General features: G+C 45.2%; 14 protein-coding genes. 8 read left to right on the forward strand and 6 right to left on the reverse strand.

Annotation, left to right across the window (positions count from 1 at the left end):
* The first annotated feature begins 23 nt into the window (after nt 1–23).
* The 8 genes from ftsZ to AB4482_RS02345 all read left to right on the forward strand — a co-directional run bounded on the left by ftsZ (nt 24) and on the right by AB4482_RS02345 (nt 12,929).
* The gene (ftsZ, locus tag AB4482_RS02310; protein ID WP_017059291.1) at nt 24–1,253 is read left to right on the forward strand and encodes a cell division protein FtsZ; all 1,230 of its coding nucleotides are present in this window, start codon (nt 24–26) and stop codon (nt 1,251–1,253) included.
* 96 nt (nt 1,254–1,349) lie between these two features.
* Nucleotides 1,350–2,267 carry a UDP-3-O-acyl-N-acetylglucosamine deacetylase gene (gene lpxC, locus AB4482_RS02315; protein ID WP_010434751.1) on the forward strand — a complete coding sequence of 306 codons (918 nt, stop codon included), beginning with the start codon at nt 1,350–1,352 and terminating at the stop codon, nt 2,265–2,267.
* A 390-nt stretch (nt 2,268–2,657) separates the two neighbouring features.
* Complete coding sequence (secA, locus tag AB4482_RS02320; RefSeq protein ID WP_017066234.1) at nt 2,658–5,384, forward strand: preprotein translocase subunit SecA; 2,727 nt, start codon at nt 2,658–2,660, stop codon at nt 5,382–5,384.
* A 348-nt stretch (nt 5,385–5,732) separates the two neighbouring features.
* Entirely contained in the window at nt 5,733–6,131 is a 399-nt protein-coding gene (mutT, locus tag AB4482_RS02325) for an 8-oxo-dGTP diphosphatase MutT (protein ID WP_017062897.1), read from the forward strand.
* A gap of 92 nt (nt 6,132–6,223) precedes the next feature.
* The gene (dapB, locus tag AB4482_RS02330; RefSeq protein ID WP_372180491.1) at nt 6,224–7,048 is read left to right on the forward strand and encodes a 4-hydroxy-tetrahydrodipicolinate reductase; all 825 of its coding nucleotides are present in this window, start codon (nt 6,224–6,226) and stop codon (nt 7,046–7,048) included.
* A gap of 503 nt (nt 7,049–7,551) precedes the next feature.
* Nucleotides 7,552–8,706 carry a glutamine-hydrolyzing carbamoyl-phosphate synthase small subunit gene (carA, locus tag AB4482_RS02335; RefSeq protein ID WP_010434758.1) on the forward strand — a complete coding sequence of 385 codons (1,155 nt, stop codon included), beginning with the start codon at nt 7,552–7,554 and terminating at the stop codon, nt 8,704–8,706.
* A gap of 16 nt (nt 8,707–8,722) precedes the next feature.
* Nucleotides 8,723–11,953: a carbamoyl-phosphate synthase large subunit gene (gene carB, locus AB4482_RS02340; RefSeq protein WP_061019048.1), complete on the forward strand. Its 3,231-nt coding sequence runs from the start codon at nt 8,723–8,725 to the stop codon at nt 11,951–11,953.
* A 196-nt stretch (nt 11,954–12,149) separates the two neighbouring features.
* Nucleotides 12,150–12,929: a TSUP family transporter gene (locus tag AB4482_RS02345; protein WP_017059295.1), complete on the forward strand. Its 780-nt coding sequence runs from the start codon at nt 12,150–12,152 to the stop codon at nt 12,927–12,929.
* Here the strand turns inward: AB4482_RS02345 and AB4482_RS02350 are convergent.
* The 6 genes from AB4482_RS02350 to AB4482_RS02375 form a co-directional block, all read right to left on the reverse strand.
* Complete coding sequence (locus AB4482_RS02350; protein WP_137002421.1) at nt 12,880–13,725, reverse strand: LysR family transcriptional regulator; 846 nt, start codon at nt 13,723–13,725, stop codon at nt 12,880–12,882. The genes AB4482_RS02345 and AB4482_RS02350 overlap by 50 nt on opposite strands.
* Before the next feature lie 204 nt (nt 13,726–13,929).
* Nucleotides 13,930–14,547, reverse strand: coding sequence for a TRIC cation channel family protein (locus AB4482_RS02355; protein WP_017062893.1), 618 nt, complete (start codon nt 14,545–14,547; stop codon nt 13,930–13,932).
* A 74-nt stretch (nt 14,548–14,621) separates the two neighbouring features.
* Complete coding sequence (btuF, locus tag AB4482_RS02360; RefSeq protein ID WP_372180493.1) at nt 14,622–15,491, reverse strand: vitamin B12 ABC transporter substrate-binding protein BtuF; 870 nt, start codon at nt 15,489–15,491, stop codon at nt 14,622–14,624.
* Between the two features lies 1 nt (nt 15,492).
* Complete coding sequence (locus AB4482_RS02365; RefSeq protein ID WP_102332777.1) at nt 15,493–16,446, reverse strand: cobalamin biosynthesis family protein; 954 nt, start codon at nt 16,444–16,446, stop codon at nt 15,493–15,495.
* A gap of 10 nt (nt 16,447–16,456) precedes the next feature.
* A complete protein-coding gene (mtnN, locus tag AB4482_RS02370) occupies nt 16,457–17,152 on the reverse strand; it encodes a 5'-methylthioadenosine/S-adenosylhomocysteine nucleosidase (RefSeq protein WP_017059300.1) in 696 nt (231 codons plus the stop codon).
* Nucleotides 17,153–17,279: 127 nt separating this feature from the next.
* A complete protein-coding gene (locus AB4482_RS02375; protein ID WP_017059301.1) occupies nt 17,280–17,708 on the reverse strand; it encodes a DUF1499 domain-containing protein in 429 nt (142 codons plus the stop codon).
* Nucleotides 17,709–18,010: the final 302 nt, after the last annotated feature.

Genomic DNA, 18,010 nt, shown 5'->3' on the forward strand with positions numbered 1-18,010 from the left:
GCAGGAAAAAACGGAGATAACACATGTTTGAACCGATGATGGAAATGTCTGACGATGCAGTAATTAAAGTCGTTGGAGTTGGTGGCGGTGGCGGTAACGCTGTTGAGCACATGGTACGTGAATCAATCGAAGGCGTAGAATTCATCAGTGTTAACACTGATGCACAAGCACTTCGTAAAACAAGCGTGAGCAGCGTGATCCAAATTGGTGGTGATATCACTAAAGGTTTGGGCGCTGGTGCAAACCCACAAGTAGGCCGTGATGCAGCTCTCGAAGATCGAGAAAGAATTAAAGAAGTTCTAACTGGCGCCGATATGGTATTTATCGCAGCTGGTATGGGCGGTGGGACTGGTACAGGTGCTGCTCCAGTTATTGCTGAAGTTGCGAAAGAGTTGGGTGTGCTGACGGTTGCTGTTGTAACTAAGCCATTTAGCTTTGAAGGCAAAAAGCGTTTAGCGTTTGCTGAGCAAGGTATTGAAGAGCTTTCTAAACATGTGGATTCATTAATTACGATTCCAAATGAAAAGCTACTTAAAGTACTTGGCCGCGGCGTAACTCTGCTAGAAGCTTTCGCAAGTGCAAATGATGTACTTAAAAACGCTGTACAAGGTATCGCTGAGCTAATTACTCGCCCTGGTATGATTAACGTCGATTTCGCGGATGTTCGCACCGTAATGTCTGAGATGGGTCATGCAATGATGGGTAGCGGTATCGCAAAAGGTGAAGACCGTGCTGAAGAAGCTGCTGAAACAGCAATTTCTAGCCCACTACTAGAAGACATCGACCTAGCTGGCGCGCGTGGCGTTCTTGTGAACATCACTGCAGGCCTAGATATGCGTCTAGATGAGTTCGAAACAGTAGGTAATACAGTTAAGGCATTCGCATCTGATAATGCAACAGTTGTGATTGGTACTTCTCTAGACCCTGATATGACAGATGAAATCCGCGTAACTGTTGTTGCAACAGGTATCGGCACAGAGAAAAAACCAGACATTACATTAGTTGCTGGTGGTAAAGCTAAGGTTGCACCAACTCCTCAACCACAGGTAGCGGCTCAAACTGCACCAAAAGTGGAAGAGAAAGTGGCACAACCATTGCAAGAAAAAACTGAGGTTAAACCTCAAGTTAAGCCGCAACCAACAACGTCACCTGTTTCTTCAGGTACAGGCGCTAGCCAAAGTGCAGCACCTAAGGCTGAGAAAGAGAGTGGATACTTAGATATTCCAGCATTCTTACGACGTCAGGCTGATTAACAAATACCCAAAATTTGACTATCGTCGAATTAATGGTAAAATTCGCGGTCGGTAAATACTGACCGTGATTTGTAGCACTGATAACGAGGCAAGCAGATGATCAGACAACGTACTCTGAAAGAAATTGTGAAAACAACTGGTGTGGGTCTCCACTCTGGTCGTAAAGTCACACTTACTCTTCGCCCGGCAGCTGCAAATACAGGTATTGTTTATCGTCGTACAGATGTAAATCCACCTGTAGATTTCCCAGCTGATCCAGCGTCAGTTCGTGACACTATGCTATGTACAGCTCTTGTTAATGACGAAGGCGTACGTATCTCTACAGTGGAACACCTTAACGCAGCTTTAGCGGGTATGGGCATCGACAACATTATTGTTGAAGTAGATGCACCTGAGATCCCAATTATGGATGGTAGCGCAAGCCCATTCGTATACTTGCTACAGCAAGCGGGTGTAGAAACACTGAATGCAGCGAAGCGTTTTATTCGTATCAAAAAGCCTATCCGTTTTGAAGATGGCGATAAGTGGGCAGAATTTGTTCCATTTAACGGCTTCCGTATGGACTTTGAGATCGACTTTAACCATCCCGCGATTGAATCTGATGAGCAACGTTTGTTGTTTGATTTCTCTTCACAAGGTTTTGTGAAAGAAATTTCTCGCGCTCGTACTTTCGGTTTCATGCGTGATATTGAGTATCTACAATCCCAAAATCTAGTACTTGGTGGTAGCTTTGATAATGCTATCGTACTTGACGAGTACCGAATTCTTAATGAAGAAGGTCTACGTTTTGACAATGAGTTCGTAACTCATAAAGTACTAGACGCGATTGGTGACCTTTACATGTGTGGACACGCTATTATTGGTGAGTTCCGTGCATACAAATCAGGTCATGGCCTAAACAACCAACTACTACGTGCAGTACTTGCTGACGCAGAAGCTTGGGAATGGGCAACATTCGAAGAAGAAGTAGGCTCTCCTGTTGCATTTGCTGAGCCAGGAATGGTTCTAGCGTAATTGTTGTTTACAGCAATATAAGATTTCGAAAACCAGGTCATTGACCTGGTTTTTTTGTATCTATTTTCCAGATACAGTGTCGTCAACATCCGAAAGTTGTCTCCCAATGAGCTGCAGTCTGGCTAATCCATCAGCAATTAGAAAGAAAAGTTCCAAGCACATCAAACAAATGGGGTTATAAATGGTTGTTGGTGTGAAAATTACTTACACTAAAGGGCATTAATTTTAACTCAAGCCTTGAAAACTCTACTCTCAAGTACAATATCAAAGATACTAGATTTATCTCAGTATCCTTGGTTAGTAACTGAAGACTAGTTCATAGCTAGTAGAGACACTGACGGCATTTAAAATAGATCGCGGACGATCTGAGAACGAAGAGATTCCAAGCACATGATTACTAAGCTGCTGACAAAGGTAATTGGCAGTCGCAATGACAGAACACTGCGCCGCCTTAGAAAAATTGTAAAAGAAATTAATAACTACGAACCAACGTTTGAAGCTCTTTCAGACGAAGAGCTAAAAGCAAAAACGGTTGAGTTTCGTGAGCGCTTAGATAAAGGTGAATCGCTAGACCAACTTCTACCTGAAGCATTTGCTACGGTACGTGAAGCGTCTAAGCGTGTTTACGGCATGCGTCACTTTGACGTGCAAATGATTGGTGGCATGGTTCTAAATGCTGGCCAAATTGCAGAAATGCGTACTGGTGAAGGTAAGACTCTTACAGCAACCCTACCAGCTTATCTTAACGCCCTACCTAGCAAAGGTGTTCACGTAGTAACGGTGAACGACTACCTAGCGAAGCGTGATGCGGAAACAAACCGCCCATTATTTGAATTCCTTGGTATGACTGTTGGCGTAAACGTGCCAAACATGGCTCCACCAGAGAAGAAAGAAGCGTACCAAGCGGATATCCTATACGGAACAAACAACGAGTTTGGCTTCGATTACCTACGTGACAACATGGCTTTCCGTGCTGAAGATCGTGTTCAACGTGAGCGCTTCTTTGCTGTTGTCGATGAGGTTGACTCAATCTTAATCGATGAAGCTCGTACTCCACTTATTATCTCTGGCCCAGCTGAAGATAGTTCAGATCTTTACACGCGTATTAACACGTTGATCCCTAACCTTGAGCGCCAAGATAAAGAAGATTCTGAAGAGTACCGTGGTGAAGGTCACTACACCATGGACGAGAAATCGAAACAGGTTCACCTGACTGAAAACGGTCAAGAATTTGTAGAAGAGCTAATGGTCAAAAACGGCCTGATGGAAGAGGGTGATACGCTTTACTCTCCAACTAATATCAGCCTATTGCACCATGTTAATGCAGCGCTGCGTGCACACGTACTGTTTGAGAAAGACGTCGACTACATCGTTACTGAAGAAGGCGAAGTGGTTATCGTTGATGAACATACTGGTCGTACTATGCCAGGTCGTCGTTGGTCTGAAGGTTTACACCAAGCTGTTGAAGCTAAAGAAGGTGTGAAGATTCAGAATGAAAACCAGACGCTAGCATCGATTACATTCCAGAACTTCTTCCGTCTATACGAAAAACTGTCAGGTATGACAGGTACAGCCGATACAGAAGCTTTCGAATTTCAGTCTATCTACGGCCTAGAAACAGTGGTTATCCCAACCAACAAGCCTATGGTTCGTAACGATATGCCAGATGTGGTTTATCGTACCGAAGAAGACAAGTTCAATGCGATCATTGAAGACATCAAAGACCGTGTAGCTGCTGGTCAGCCATCATTGGTTGGTACGGTTTCTATCGAGAAGTCTGAACTACTGTCTAACGCACTGAAAAAAGCAAAAATTAAGCACAGCGTTCTAAATGCTAAATTCCACGAAATGGAAGCAGAGATCGTTGCACAAGCTGGTATGCCGAGTGCGGTAACTATCGCAACTAACATGGCTGGTCGTGGTACCGATATCGTATTAGGTGGTAGCTGGCAGGCACAAGTTGAGAAGCTAGAGAATCCAACCAAAGAGCAGATCGAGAAGATCAAAGCTGACTGGAGAGTAATCCACGATAAAGTGCTTGAGTCAGGTGGTCTGCACATCATTGGTACTGAGCGTCATGAATCTCGCCGTATCGACAACCAGCTACGTGGTCGTTCTGGTCGTCAAGGTGATGCGGGTTCTTCTCGTTTCTACCTATCAATGGAAGATTCTCTGCTACGTATCTTCACATCGGATCGTATGGCTGGTCTTATCCAAAGTGGTATGGACGAAGGCGAAGCGATCGAATCTAAGATGCTTTCTCGCTCAATTGAAAAAGCACAACGTAAAGTTGAAGGTCGTAACTTCGATATTCGTAAGCAGCTTCTTGAGTACGATGATGTAGCCAATGACCAACGTAAAGTGGTTTATGAGCTTCGTGATGAACTGATGAGCTCTGACGATATCAGCGAGATGATCGAACACAACCGTGAAGATGTATTGGCATCAGTGATTGATGAATACATCGCACCTCAGTCTCTTGAAGATATGTGGGATATCGCGGGTCTGCAAGATCGTCTGAAGAATGACTTCGATCTAGACTTTGATATTCAAGGTTGGTTAGACGAAGACGACAAGCTTTATGAAGAAGCATTGCGTGAGCGTATTCTTGCTATGGCGGTTGATTCGTACAAACAGAAAGAAGAAGTGGTTGGTGCTCAAGTACTGCGTAACTTCGAGAAATCTGTGATGCTACAAACGCTAGACGGCCTTTGGAAAGAGCACTTGGCTGCGATGGATCACCTTCGTCAAGGTATCCACTTACGTGGTTATGCTCAGAAGAACCCGAAACAAGAGTACAAGCGCGAGTCGTTTGAACTGTTTGAAGGCCTACTAGATGTACTGAAAACAGACGTTGTTACCATCCTTTCTAAAGTGCGCGTTCAGCAACAAGAAGAAGTTGAAAAGATGGAAGCTCAACGTCAAGCTCAAGCTGAAGAAGCGGCGCGTCGTGCACAAGCGCAACATGCAACAGCTGAAAACCAGCTAGCTGACGATGAAGCTGAAGCGGCATCTCCACAAACGGTAGTGCGTGACGAGCGTAAAGTTGGCCGTAACGAGCCATGCCCATGTGGTAGCGGTAAGAAGTACAAGCAGTGTCACGGTAAAATCGCGTAAGTTTAATGAATCGTTGCTGTAGCGCATGATAGCTGCGTTGGTGGTACTCACTTACAGTCGTAAGCTCCGTGCCACCGCCTTGCTCTCATACACTACAACTTAGCTTCATAAAACTGACAAATAGAATATAAAGAGTCGCTTAGGCGGCTCTTTTTGTATGTAAATTTCATGGCTTACTTTGTTACGCAAGGAAGTTGTCATTCCCTATAGCGAGGAGTGAGCGTAGTAGGGAATCTTGTTTAGTTAGGCTCGCGTAGTTTTAGATCCCCAACTCAGTCGTTCCTCTTTCTTGAGGATGACGTATTTAGGGACTATGTGAGTTCAGCGTTTTATTAAGGAACACCATCAATGAAAAGAATCCATATCGTAGCGGGTATTATCTTCAATCAAGATAAGTCACAGGTCTTTATCACTAAGCGTCCAGATGACAAGCACAAAGGTGGCTTCTGGGAATTTCCAGGTGGCAAGGTTGAAGAGGGCGAAACTATTGAGCAAGCGATGACTCGCGAGCTTGATGAAGAGGTCGGTATCAAGGTGACCGAGCAGTCTCTGTTTGAGCATCTTGAATTTGATTACACGGATAAGTCACTTAAGTTCGATTTCATTCTCGTGACTGATTTTGAAGAGCAGCCTTATGGTAAAGAAGGTCAGCAAGGTGAATGGGTAAGCCTAGAATCATTGAATCAATACGCCTTCCCAGAGGCAAATGTGCCAATTTTAGAGCGAGTAATAAAAGAGTTTTCGTAATTGCTAGCCTGAGTTTGAGATTGTTGTTAGTTTAAAGAGATTAATCGATTGAACGTTGCTGCAAGAGATAAGTGGCAACGGTAACCAAAACAATGGAGATATTCGCAGTGGTAAGAATTGCAATTGCAGGAGCAGCGGGCCGCATGGGCCGCAACTTGGTGAAAGCCGCTCATCATAATTTAGAAGCAAGTGTTGGAGCTGGTTCAGAGCGTCCAGAGTCATCTTTGGTCGGCGTAGATGTCGGCGAGTTATGCGGTGAAGGTCGTTTTGATGTTGCTTTAGTCGATGATTTGTCTAAAGCCATCGAAGAGTTTGATGTGATTGTCGATTTTACTGCCCCTGTTAGCACATTAGCGAATATTGAACTTTGTAAACGTCACGGTAAAAAACTGATCATCGGTACAACGGGCTTCTCTGAAGAAGAGAAGCAGGTGATTGATGCTGCTTCAAAAGAGATGGCTATCGTAATGGCACCTAACTACAGCGTTGGTGTGAACCTGGTCTTTAAGCTGCTAGAGAAGGCCGCTAAAGTGATGGGCGATTACTGTGATGTCGAGATCGTTGAGGCTCATCACCGTCATAAAGTCGATGCACCGTCAGGTACTGCGATTGGTATGGGCGAAGCTATTGCGGGTGCTATGGGCAATGAGCTGAACGATGTAGCTGTATGGTCACGCGAGGGTATTACTGGCGAGCGCACTAAAGATGAGATTGGTTTCGCGACGATTCGTGCCGGTGACATTATTGGTGAACACACCGCTATGTTTGCTGATATCGGTGAACGAGTGGAAATTACACATAAAGCCACTGATCGAATGACCTTTGCTAATGGCGCAATCAAGGCCGCGGTTTGGTTAAATGATAAACCAGCAGGCTTTTATACCATGACGGATGTGCTTGGTTTGAATGACCTATAAATAGATATTTATGCGCTGGCAATTGCCGGCGCTTTCTTTATTTGGTGCATTTTCCTTAGTAATCTCACTTCTCCGATCTTCCTTCTACTTTCTTCTTATCGCCTTTTTGACTCCATTTCTATGCTGTTTATGTGGTCTTTAGTGTGTTTTTTGTTTTAGATCTTTAAATTGTCATGTTTTCTCTTGGTATTTATCGATTGCGTTTTGTTGCTGATATTTTTATCACTCTATGGTTGGCTAAAATGAGGAGTGAAAATTAGAAAATCGTAATATTCGAGCTAAATGCGCATGAAAGTTGAACTTTTGGAGCTTTGAGGGGGTAAATTGAATTAGTCCTTACAAATGTTTAATTTCTTTTGAGTTAAATGTTGACACGTATCACGCAGATCACTAAAATACCGCCAATTTGTCTAATTTCCATAAACACGCAGTTTTTGGTGTTGCAGGAAGGTAGATTTGCAAATTAAATCAATTTTAATGCATTTTTATTTCTGGAGGTTGTCTTGAAGAAGTCAGCACTACTCGTCCTAGAAGATGGGACAGTATTTCACGGTGAAGCCATTGGCGCTGTAGGTTCTGCAGTTGGTGAAGTCGTTTTTAATACCTCGATGACGGGGTACCAAGAAATCCTCACTGATCCTTCCTATTCTCAACAAATCGTTACCCTTACTTACCCTCACATTGGCAATACCGGAACCAATTCCGAAGACGAAGAATCTTCTTCAATCCACGCTCAAGGCCTTGTGATTCGCGATCTCCCTCTAATCGCTTCTAACTTCCGTAATGAACAATCCCTTTCTGATTACCTTAAGTCGCAAAACGTTGTTGGTATCGCTGATATTGATACTCGTAAGTTGACGCGTATTCTTCGTGAAAAAGGCGCACAGAACGGTTGTATTGTAGCTGGCTCTTCAGTAAACGACGGAAACCTAGACGAAGCTCTAGCTCTTGCTAAAGCAAAAGAATTCCCTGGCCTGAAAGGTATGGACCTTGCGAAAGAAGTTACAACAAAAGAAGCGTATCAATGGAAACAAGGTTCGTGGACGCTTACGGGTGGACTTCCTGAAGCGAAAGCAGACTCAGAATTGCCATACCACGTTGTTGCTTATGACTTCGGTGCAAAACGAAACATCCTACGAATGCTTGTTGACCGCGGCTGCCGCCTAACGGTTGTTCCTGCTGAGACTTCAGCTGAAGAAGTACTTGCTCTGAACCCAGACGGTGTTTTCCTTTCAAATGGCCCTGGTGACCCAGAACCATGTACTTACGCAATTGAAGCGACAAAAGTGTTCCTAGAAAAAGGCTTACCAATCTTCGGTATCTGTCTAGGTCACCAGATTCTTGCTCTTGCGTCAGGCGCTAAGACAGTGAAGATGAAGTTTGGTCACCACGGCGCAAACCACCCGGTTAAAGATTTAGATCGTGATGTTGTGATGATTACTTCGCAAAACCACGGCTTTGCTGCTGACGAAGAAACCCTTCCAGAGACACTACGTGCAACGCACAAATCACTATTTGATGGTTCTCTACAAGGTATTCACCGTACAGACAAACCAGCATTCAGCTTCCAAGGTCACCCTGAAGCAAGCCCAGGTCCAGAAGACGCAGCGCCGTTATTCGACCACTTTATTGAACTAATCAAACAGCACACAGCGTAATTCGGAGTAGTAGACAATGCCAAAACGTACTGACATTAAAAGTATTCTTATTCTAGGTGCTGGCCCGATCGTTATCGGCCAAGCATGTGAGTTCGATTACTCTGGTGCTCAAGCTTGTAAAGCGCTTCGCGAAGAAGGTTACCGAGTTATTCTTGTAAACTCGAACCCAGCGACAATCATGACTGACCCAGACATGGCAGATGCAACTTACATCGAGCCTATCCAATGGGAAGTTGTGCGTAACATCATCGCTAAAGAGAAGCCTGATGCAGTTCTACCTACTATGGGTGGCCAAACTGCATTGAACTGTGCTCTAGACCTAGAAAAGCACGGCGTTCTTGAAGAGTTCGGTGTTGAAATGATTGGTGCAACGGCTGACGCTATCGATAAAGCAGAAGACCGTTCACGCTTCGATAAAGCAATGAAAGCAATTGGCCTTGAGTGTCCAACTGCTGATACAGCGAAAACGATGGAAGAAGCTTACAAAGTTTTAGACATGGTTGGCTTCCCTTGTATCATTCGTCCATCGTTCACGATGGGTGGTACTGGTGGCGGTATCGCTTACAACAAAGAAGAATTTGAAGAAATCTGTCGTCGTGGTTTGGATCTATCTCCAACTAATGAACTTCTTATCGATGAATCACTTATCGGTTGGAAAGAGTACGAGATGGAAGTGGTTCGTGACAAAAACGACAACTGCATCATCGTATGTGCGATTGAAAACTTCGACCCAATGGGTATTCACACAGGTGACTCAATCACTGTGGCTCCAGCTCAAACGCTGACAGACAAAGAATACCAACTAATGCGTAACGCATCTCTAGCAGTACTGCGTGAGATTGGTGTTGAAACAGGTGGTTCAAACGTACAGTTTGGTATCAACCCGAAAGATGGCCGTATGGTTATCATCGAGATGAACCCGCGTGTATCTCGCTCTTCTGCACTAGCATCTAAAGCAACAGGTTTCCCAATCGCTAAGATTGCTGCGAAACTGGCTGTTGGCTTCACGCTAGACGAGCTAATGAATGACATCACTGGCGGCGCAACTCCAGCATCATTCGAACCAACAATCGACTACGTAGTAACTAAGATTCCTCGTTTTAACTTCGAGAAATTTGCAGGTGCTAACGACCGTCTAACGACTCAAATGAAGTCTGTTGGTGAAGTTATGGCTATCGGCCGTAACCAACAAGAATCTCTACAAAAAGCACTTCGCGGCCTAGAAGTTGGCGCGACTGGTTTTGACGAAATGGTAGACCTAGATGCACCTGATGCTCTAACGACTATCCGTCACGAACTGAAAGAAGCTGGCGCAGAGCGTATTTGGTACATCGCTGACGCATTCCGTGCTGGTATGTCGGTAGATGGTGTATTCAACCTAACGCAAATCGACCGTTGGTTCCTAGTTCAAATCGAAGACATCGTTAAGCTAGAGCAAGAACTGAAAGCAAAAGGCTTTGCTGGTCTGAACAAAGACGAGCTAAACAAGCTTAAGCGTAAAGGTTTTGCAGATGCGCGCCTATCTAAGATTCTAGGTGTAGCAGAAAGCGAAATCCGTCGTCTGCGTGACCAATACGATATCCACCCAGTGTACAAGCGTGTAGATACGTGTGCGGCTGAGTTCTCTTCTGATACAGCTTACATGTACTCATCTTACGATGACGAGTGTGAAGCGAACCCAACAGACAAAGACAAGATCATGATTCTAGGCGGCGGTCCAAACCGTATCGGCCAAGGTATTGAATTTGACTACTGTTGTGTACACGCATCACTAGCACTACGTGAAGATGGCTACGAAACTATCATGGTTAACTGTAACCCTGAGACAGTTTCTACAGACTACGATACATCTGACCGTCTGTACTTCGAACCAGTAACTCTGGAAGACGTACTAGCAATCGCTCGTGTTGAGAAGCCAAAAGGCGTTATCGTTCAGTACGGTGGTCAAACGCCACTTAAACTGGCTCGTGCTCTTGAAGCTGCTGGCGTACCAATCATCGGTACTAGCCCAGACGCAATCGACCGTGCAGAAGACCGTGAGCGTTTCCAAGTTGCTGTAGACCGTCTAGGCCTACTTCAACCAGAAAACGCAACAGTAACAACAATGGAGCAAGCGGTTGAGAAATCTCGCGAAATCGGCTTCCCACTTGTTGTACGTCCTTCTTACGTACTTGGTGGTCGTGCGATGGAAATCGTATACGACGAGCAAGATTTACGTCGCTACTTCAACGAAGCAGTAAGCGTTTCAAACGAATCTCCAGTACTACTTGATAGCTTCCTAGACGACGCTGTTGAAGTAGACGTAGATGCGATTTGTGACGGTGAGCGCGTTGTTATCGGCGGTATCATGGAACACATCGAACAAGCGGGTGTTCACTCAGGTGACTCAGCATGTTCTCTTCCTGCATACACGCTAAGCCAAGAGATCCAAGACGTAATGCGCGAGCAAGTTGAAAAGCTAGCGTTCGAGTTGGGTGTTCGTGGTCTGATGAACACGCAGTTTGCTGTTAAGAACAATGAAGTGTACCTAATCGAGGTTAACCCTCGTGCAGCACGTACGGTTCCATTCGTATCTAAAGCAACTGGCGCGCCAATCGCTAAGATTGCAGCTCGTGTAATGGCGGGTCAATCTCTAGAGTCTCAAGGCTTTACGAAAGAAATCATCCCACCTTACTACTCAGTGAAAGAAGTTGTACTTCCATTCAACAAGTTCCCTGGTGTTGACCCGCTGTTAGGCCCAGAAATGCGCTCTACTGGTGAAGTTATGGGTGTTGGTGCGACGTTCGCAGAAGCATACTCTAAAGCTGAATTGGGTTGTGGTAACATCTACCCAGAAGGCGGTCGTGCACTTCTTTCTGTTCGCGAAGGCGACAAAGAGCGTGTTGTTGACCTAGCATCTAAGCTATCTAAGCTTGGTTACCAGCTAGACGCAACTCACGGTACTGCGGTTATCCTTGGCGAAGCGGGCATCAACCCACGTCTAGTAAACAAGGTACACGAAGGTCGTCCTCACATTCTTGACCGTATCAAGAACAACGAGTACACGTACATCGTGAACACTGCAGCTGGCCGTCAAGCGATTGAAGATTCTAAAGTTCTTCGTCGTGGTGCACTTGCTGAGAAAGTTAACTACACGACTACGCTAAACGCTGCATTCGCGACTTGTATGGCGCACACTGCAGACGCGAAAACGTCAGTAACTTCAGTTCAAGAGCTACACGCTCAGGTTAAAGCTTCTCAAGCTTAATCGCCTAAAGTGTATCGCTGATAAGCGGATATAAATGCTCAAAGCCCAACTCTTCGGAGTGGGCTTTTTTATGTCTGTTATTCCGCGGTAGCTTAATGATGAATATTTGGAATAGGTTAGAATCTTGTGTTTCGTTATTGCTCGTCTGCTGTGAGTGGTAACTTGTCGCTACACAGGATTTTAAGGCGTTGGGTATATGGAAATCACTCTAGAAATATTGGCTATCTTGTTTGTTGTTGCAACGGCAGCAGGTTTTATTGATGCAATGGCTGGCGGCGGTGGGTTACTGACTCTACCTGCATTGCTAGCGGCTGGAGTTCCACCCACGCAGGCACTGGCAACCAACAAACTCCAAAGCTCATTTGGCAGCTTCTCCGCGAGTTGGTATTTCGTGCGCAACGGTATCGTCAGCATCAAAGAGATGCGCCTTGCTATCTTTTGTACCTTTATTGGCTCTGCAATTGGCGCTGAGTTAGTCCAGCACATTGATGCGAGCCTACTGACCAGTGTTATCCCACTGCTGCTTATCGCTATCTCTCTCTATTTCCTGTTGGCACCCCAAACTAGAGCGTCTGAAGGAAAACAGAAGATCTCTGAGGCCATGTTTGCTCTGTGTATTGGTGGCGGCGTGGGTTTCTATGATGGCTTTTTTGGCCCAGGAACAGGTTCTATCTTCACCGTCTGCTTTGTTGCTATTGGTCACTTCTCGTTAGTCGATGCTACGGCGCGTACTAAAGTACTTAACTTTACCTCGAATATCGCTGCCTTAATTTTCTTTATTTTGGCTGGTTTGCCTATTTGGGAGTTGGGATTAGTGATGGCGGTCGGTGGATTTATGGGCGCTCAGCTTGGCGCTAAAGTGGTGGTGACAAAAGGGCAGAAATGGATTCGCCCCCTTGTGATCGTGATGTCGATGCTAATGGCGTCTAAACTGCTTTGGGAACAGCATCAACAATCGATTCTATCAGTGTTTTAACTCGTGGAGACTGGTAACTATTTGGTCTGACACAGATATGAATCGGCCGAATCAAGCCTGCTAATTCGGTGAAGCTATACAGATATTGAGGCTCAATATTGAGTGTTTTTACGATAGAGAGCGGTATTAACGCTGGCCCAGTCCCGCCCAATGCAAGTTGCGCCGCTGCGGTGTAGGCATCCATCTCCATCAAGGGTTTGATACCAAACTTCTCTAATACAGAAAGTTGATAAGAATTGGCAGGGTTGGTCATGTCGTTAGTGATGACCATTGGAGGAAGCTCCGTTAGCGGTGACTTACTCACTATGTAAAACGGCTCATCAAATAGATGGAAGGTCATCAACCCATGATGCGGTGGCAGTAAGCCAGCACACAACCCCAAGGTCGCCTTACCAGATTGCACTCGCTCTATGATTCTCGGCGTGTGGTTGGTGGTAATGGTGATGTACTTATCTTGCTGGATGAACTGGCCCATCATCTCACCTAAATAACCGGCTATCAGAGACTTAGTGCTGTCTAGGGTGATGAGAGTAGTATCTTCCAACTCTTGCTGTTCATAAATAAGCCCGCGAAGTTCATTGAATGTCGGGCCAATACTCTCTATTAATGCTATCGCATCTGGCGTGAGTTTTATCTGTCGGCCACTCGGTTCAATGAGCTTTTTACCTAGCTTCTTTTCTAAATTCGCAATCCGTTTGCTGACCGCTGATTGGCTGATATAAAGCAAACTGCCTGTGCGGCTCATGGTCTTTGCTTTACTCAATACCAGTAGAGTTTCGATTCCTTCGAGTAGCATTGGGTTATATTCATGAAAGTTGGGAATGATTGTTTCAACTTACCTCAAACAACATTCATTCTCTAGTCTTGAAACTAAAGCTTTGAACCAAGTTAGGTATTTTTAGCTATGCTCGCACGTGTAGCGCGAGAGCATAATAATTGTGTTGGGGAGCTCAAATTAAGAAAGGCTCCTTTACGGAGCCTTTCACTTTGTAACGTTAGCTTATTTGATGGCGAAGGTCGGCAATGATAAATGCCAACGAATAGCGCCAAGCCTTATCAATAGTGTTGAGAACACGCCGGCCAGAAATGCAGTTTCTGAATCGTGCCCCATGCTGATCGCCATGGTATGGAAAGTACCACCAATGATACAAGCGGTCGCGTAGACTTCACTTCTTAGAATCATAGGCACTTCACGGGCAAGTACGTCGCGGATAATACCGCCACCGCAGCCGGTGATGACACCCATGATGATCGCCACTAGTGCTGAATCTTGATAGATAAGTGCTTTTTCTACACCAATGCCAACAAACACCGCTAGGCCAATCGCATCACATACCGGCAATATCCACCAAGCCAGACGTTTCGGGCGTCTTACAATAATCATGGTCAGCAAACAGGTGATGATGATGACCCAAAGGTAGGTGGTATCGGTGATCCAAAACACGGGAGTTGCACCCAATGCCATGTCACGAATTGTGCCGCCGCCAATCGCGGTTACACTGCCTAGAACGGCGACGCCAAAGGGATCCATCTTAAGACGGCCAGCGACAAATACGCCTGAGACGGCAAAGATGGCAGTGCCAAATAAATCGATAATATAAAGCAGCATGGAGTCCATGATACTGGTGCTCTTATAGTTAAAATTGTAGGGACAGGTCGGTGGCGAATTGTACGAAAAAACGCAGCAAATAGTTAGTGATTTTGCCTAGCTCTATCAAAGAAATCGCACACTTGTTGGATCGCTTTCAAAGTTCTCGTTGTCGGGCGATTAATCCAGTCAGAATTGAGGGACCAAATCTGATTTTGAGCGACAGCTGGGATCTCATCTTCCCATGTTTGCCACATGGTTCCATTCTCAATCGCGTGCTGAGAAGTGAAGATTACTTGCGGTTTTCTTAATACAACTTGTTCAATACCAACTTGCGGATAGGGAGAGGCGCTGTCTTCAAAAATATTGTGGCCACCACAAAACTCAAACACCTCACTTGGCCAGTGTCCTTGAGCAACAGTGATGATTGGCTTCTCACTGAGCTGATAAAAGTAGTCTACGGGTTCGGCATCTTTATATTTTAGTCTCAATGCGTTGAGTTGTTCTTTGTATTGCTTGGCATTATTTTCGCCAATACTCGGATCACTGGAGTATTGGCTGAGTTGTTCAATATTGGTCGCAATGCTGTCTAGGCTTTTAGTTTTCGAGTAGTAAATATTAAAACCAAATTGCTCTAGTTTCGCGAGTTCTCTGGGCGGGTTTCCAGCTGGCCACGCAAGAATCAAATCAGGCTGAAGTGCGATGATCTTCTCAACCTTGATGCCTTGATAGTTTGCTACTTTTTCAAGCTTATCGGCTTGTGGTGGGTAATCACTTCGTTCACTTACGGCGACAAGGTTGTTACCTAAACCTGCGCTGTACGCGAGTTCAGTGGCATGAGGAGCAAGGCTGACCACGCGTTGAGCCGGCTGTACTTGTTCTTGAGTCCGTGGTGCTTCTTCTGCAAATGATAAAGGCAGCCATAAGCTGGAAGACAAAATAGTAAGGCTTGTAACAAGTGCTGAAGGTTTCACTCTAAATCCCTTGGTGAATAAATAGTAAGGCTAGGCTTTGTAAAAATATCCAGATAGCGATGCGACCAAAGAGTAGTTTCTGAACCTGAGATAGATGCAGAGCTGACGGTGCGATTCTTCCGCCTAATTTCGCGCGAATGGCTTTAGTGTTGTCGTAAATCGCAGGGCCACCTAATGATAACTCCAGCTTGTTGCCAACAGCCGTGATTAACCAGGCTGGGCCGGGTAGTGGCCAAGAGCGACTTTGGACTAGCATCATCTTAAATGTGTGCGTTGCTTTATCACCAAAGACGATCATCAAGGCAAATAAGCGCATTGGTATAAGTTCTAGAATCGCGACGATCTTGATTGCCGTTGAGCCGAAAGGAGAAAACTGCTTGCGACTTGGCGACCACGCTCGAGCTAACTCGACCACAAGGCGATACATTAACGCAGCGATTCCACCACCAATGGCGTACCAGAACAACACACAAACTACGTTACGAGCGTAACCCATGATTATGGTTTCTGTGGCGGCTTTGCCGAGGCCAAGTGACGAAAGTGATTCGGTTTGACGGTTGACAATCGGAGCCAGTAACTGACGAGCGGCCGCTTTATCTTCTCGGCCAAGTACTTTGATCAGTTGGTTAGCCAGCTTTTCATTATTGCGCCAATCAATCGCGAGTAATAACAGTGCCAATTCAAACAGTTGAGATTGCCAAACCAATGGTTGCAGTGCCAATAGAATAACCAGAGTTGGCAGTACCATTAACCCCCAGGCTAATGTGCCTGAGATTAAACTTTGGGAATAGTTGTGGTTGTTATTAACCTTGCTTGCTAAAAGCTCAGCAAACTTATGCCATAAGGTCGTGGGGTGTGCGGCATGGGGGATAGGTAAAATTAAATGAAAAAGCAGTGCTCCCCACATCACAAGGAGCACGCCATTTGCAAATACCTGATCAAACAGTGTTTGCATGTCTAGTCGCTTACTTTAGTAGGGCAACCATCTTGATAACCATTTCAGAAGAGCTTTGCGCTGCTAGTGGCAGGAACTCTTCGAAGCTCATTGGTGATTCTTTGTCTGCAACATCAGAGATTGCACGAACAACCACGAATGGTACTTGGAATTGGTGACAAGCTTGAGCGATAGCCGATGCTTCCATCTCTACAGCAACAACAGATGGGAAGTGCTTGCGGATGAACTCTTGGCGTTCTGCTGTGCAAACAAATGCGTCGCCAGTACAGATAAGACCGCGAACGGCATGCTTGTCTTCCATTTGTGCTAGTGCTTGTTCAGCAACAGCCATCAGTTTGTCGTCAGCTTTGAACGCTGCAGGTTGACCTGCCATTTGGCCGATTTCGTAACCGAAAGCTGTAACGTCTGCATCGTGGTGTCGAACTTCAGTTGAGATAACCACATCGCCAAGGTTCAGTGTTGAATCAAAACCGCCAGCAGAGCCCGTGTTCAGAACGGCATCTGGTTGGTATTCGCTTAGTAGGATTGAAGTACCAACAGCCGCTGCTACTTTACCAATGCCAGATTGAAGCAAAACAACGTCAACACCATTTAGCTGACCAGAGAAAAAGGTACAACCGCCTTTATTAACTTCAGTAATGTCTGAAATTGCTGCTTTTAGGATCGCAACTTCTTGCTCCATTGCGCCAATGATGCCGATTTTCATGTGTAGTCTCTTAATAAATAATATTTAAACAGTAGAGCGAAATTGTAGCATGGATAAGAAGTGTCGAGCGACTGCCCAGAGGCACTTCTCATCCGAATAGTAGCGATTTATCTGCGTATTCTTTTATCTATTTGATTAGGCCTTCGCTTTTCAAGCTAGCACGAAGTTGTTCAGCTCGTTTTCGGTTTACGCCAAAATCAGAATGGCCAGTACGAGACTCTGAACGCACGATCAGTTTGCCATCCGTGATTTTAAGTTCTAAGTCATCGACAAAACGCATGATGCGCGAAGTACATTCAACACGCAGATAATCTTCTGTTTTACTCGCGGTTTTTGATCCCGGTAAGGTTAGCGCAACCTGCTCAATCGCATCTAAGCTCGCTGAATCTGACAACTCAAACGCGGCCAATGCATGTTGCTCACGATCATCTTGAGTTGATACGCAGTTTGGTTTGTCTCCACAAGGTGATGAAGTTCTGTCTTTCATGTCCGTGATTCCTTGGCTGCAAGCGGTTAACGTTAAAAGTGATAACGAGAGGAGAGCTGCTTTTTTCATAATGTTTCCTATGGCGTTGTTTTAATTGTAGTTATAGGTATTGGCTTGTTTGCGATTGTTTTACGTATTTTTCGATATGCTTGTGATAAACGTATCTAATTCAAAAAAGGATCCATCATTGGATCCCTTTTTTATAGTAACGGCCTGAGTAATAAAGGAAACCTTATACTAGGGCGTGTTGACCTTTCGTGGTTAAATTTTGTTCGAGATAAAAGCGTTTTAATCGCGGCGAGGGGGAAGTAGCCTAGTCACTCTAAGCAAATCTCCCTCAACAAAGAGTAAAACGCTTTTAGCCGAACCCT

It is taken from the genome of Vibrio sp. 10N.222.55.C7, from assembly GCF_041473335.1.
GTDB classification, from domain to species: Bacteria; Pseudomonadota; Gammaproteobacteria; order Enterobacterales; family Vibrionaceae; genus Vibrio; species Vibrio crassostreae_C.

What these genes read in the sequence shown, in the direction of transcription:
- ftsZ (WP_017059291.1), top strand. Translation starts at nt 24, where the DNA reads ATGTTTGAACCGATGATGGAAATGTCTGACGATGCAGTAATTAAAGTC.
- lpxC (WP_010434751.1), top strand. Translation starts at nt 1,350, where the DNA reads ATGATCAGACAACGTACTCTGAAAGAAATTGTGAAAACAACTGGTGTG.
- secA (WP_017066234.1), top strand. Translation starts at nt 2,658, where the DNA reads ATGATTACTAAGCTGCTGACAAAGGTAATTGGCAGTCGCAATGACAGA.
- mutT (WP_017062897.1), top strand. Translation starts at nt 5,733, where the DNA reads ATGAAAAGAATCCATATCGTAGCGGGTATTATCTTCAATCAAGATAAG.
- dapB (WP_372180491.1), top strand. Translation starts at nt 6,224, where the DNA reads ATGGAGATATTCGCAGTGGTAAGAATTGCAATTGCAGGAGCAGCGGGC.
- carB (WP_061019048.1), top strand. Translation starts at nt 8,723, where the DNA reads ATGCCAAAACGTACTGACATTAAAAGTATTCTTATTCTAGGTGCTGGC.
- AB4482_RS02345 (WP_017059295.1), top strand. Translation starts at nt 12,150, where the DNA reads ATGGAAATCACTCTAGAAATATTGGCTATCTTGTTTGTTGTTGCAACG.
- AB4482_RS02350 (WP_137002421.1), bottom strand. Translation starts at nt 13,725, where the DNA reads ATGCTACTCGAAGGAATCGAAACTCTACTGGTATTGAGTAAAGCAAAG.
- AB4482_RS02355 (WP_017062893.1), bottom strand. Translation starts at nt 14,547, where the DNA reads ATGGACTCCATGCTGCTTTATATTATCGATTTATTTGGCACTGCCATC.
- AB4482_RS02365 (WP_102332777.1), bottom strand. Translation starts at nt 16,446, where the DNA reads ATGCAAACACTGTTTGATCAGGTATTTGCAAATGGCGTGCTCCTTGTG.
- mtnN (WP_017059300.1), bottom strand. Translation starts at nt 17,152, where the DNA reads ATGAAAATCGGCATCATTGGCGCAATGGAGCAAGAAGTTGCGATCCTA.
- AB4482_RS02375 (WP_017059301.1), bottom strand. Translation starts at nt 17,708, where the DNA reads ATGAAAAAAGCAGCTCTCCTCTCGTTATCACTTTTAACGTTAACCGCT.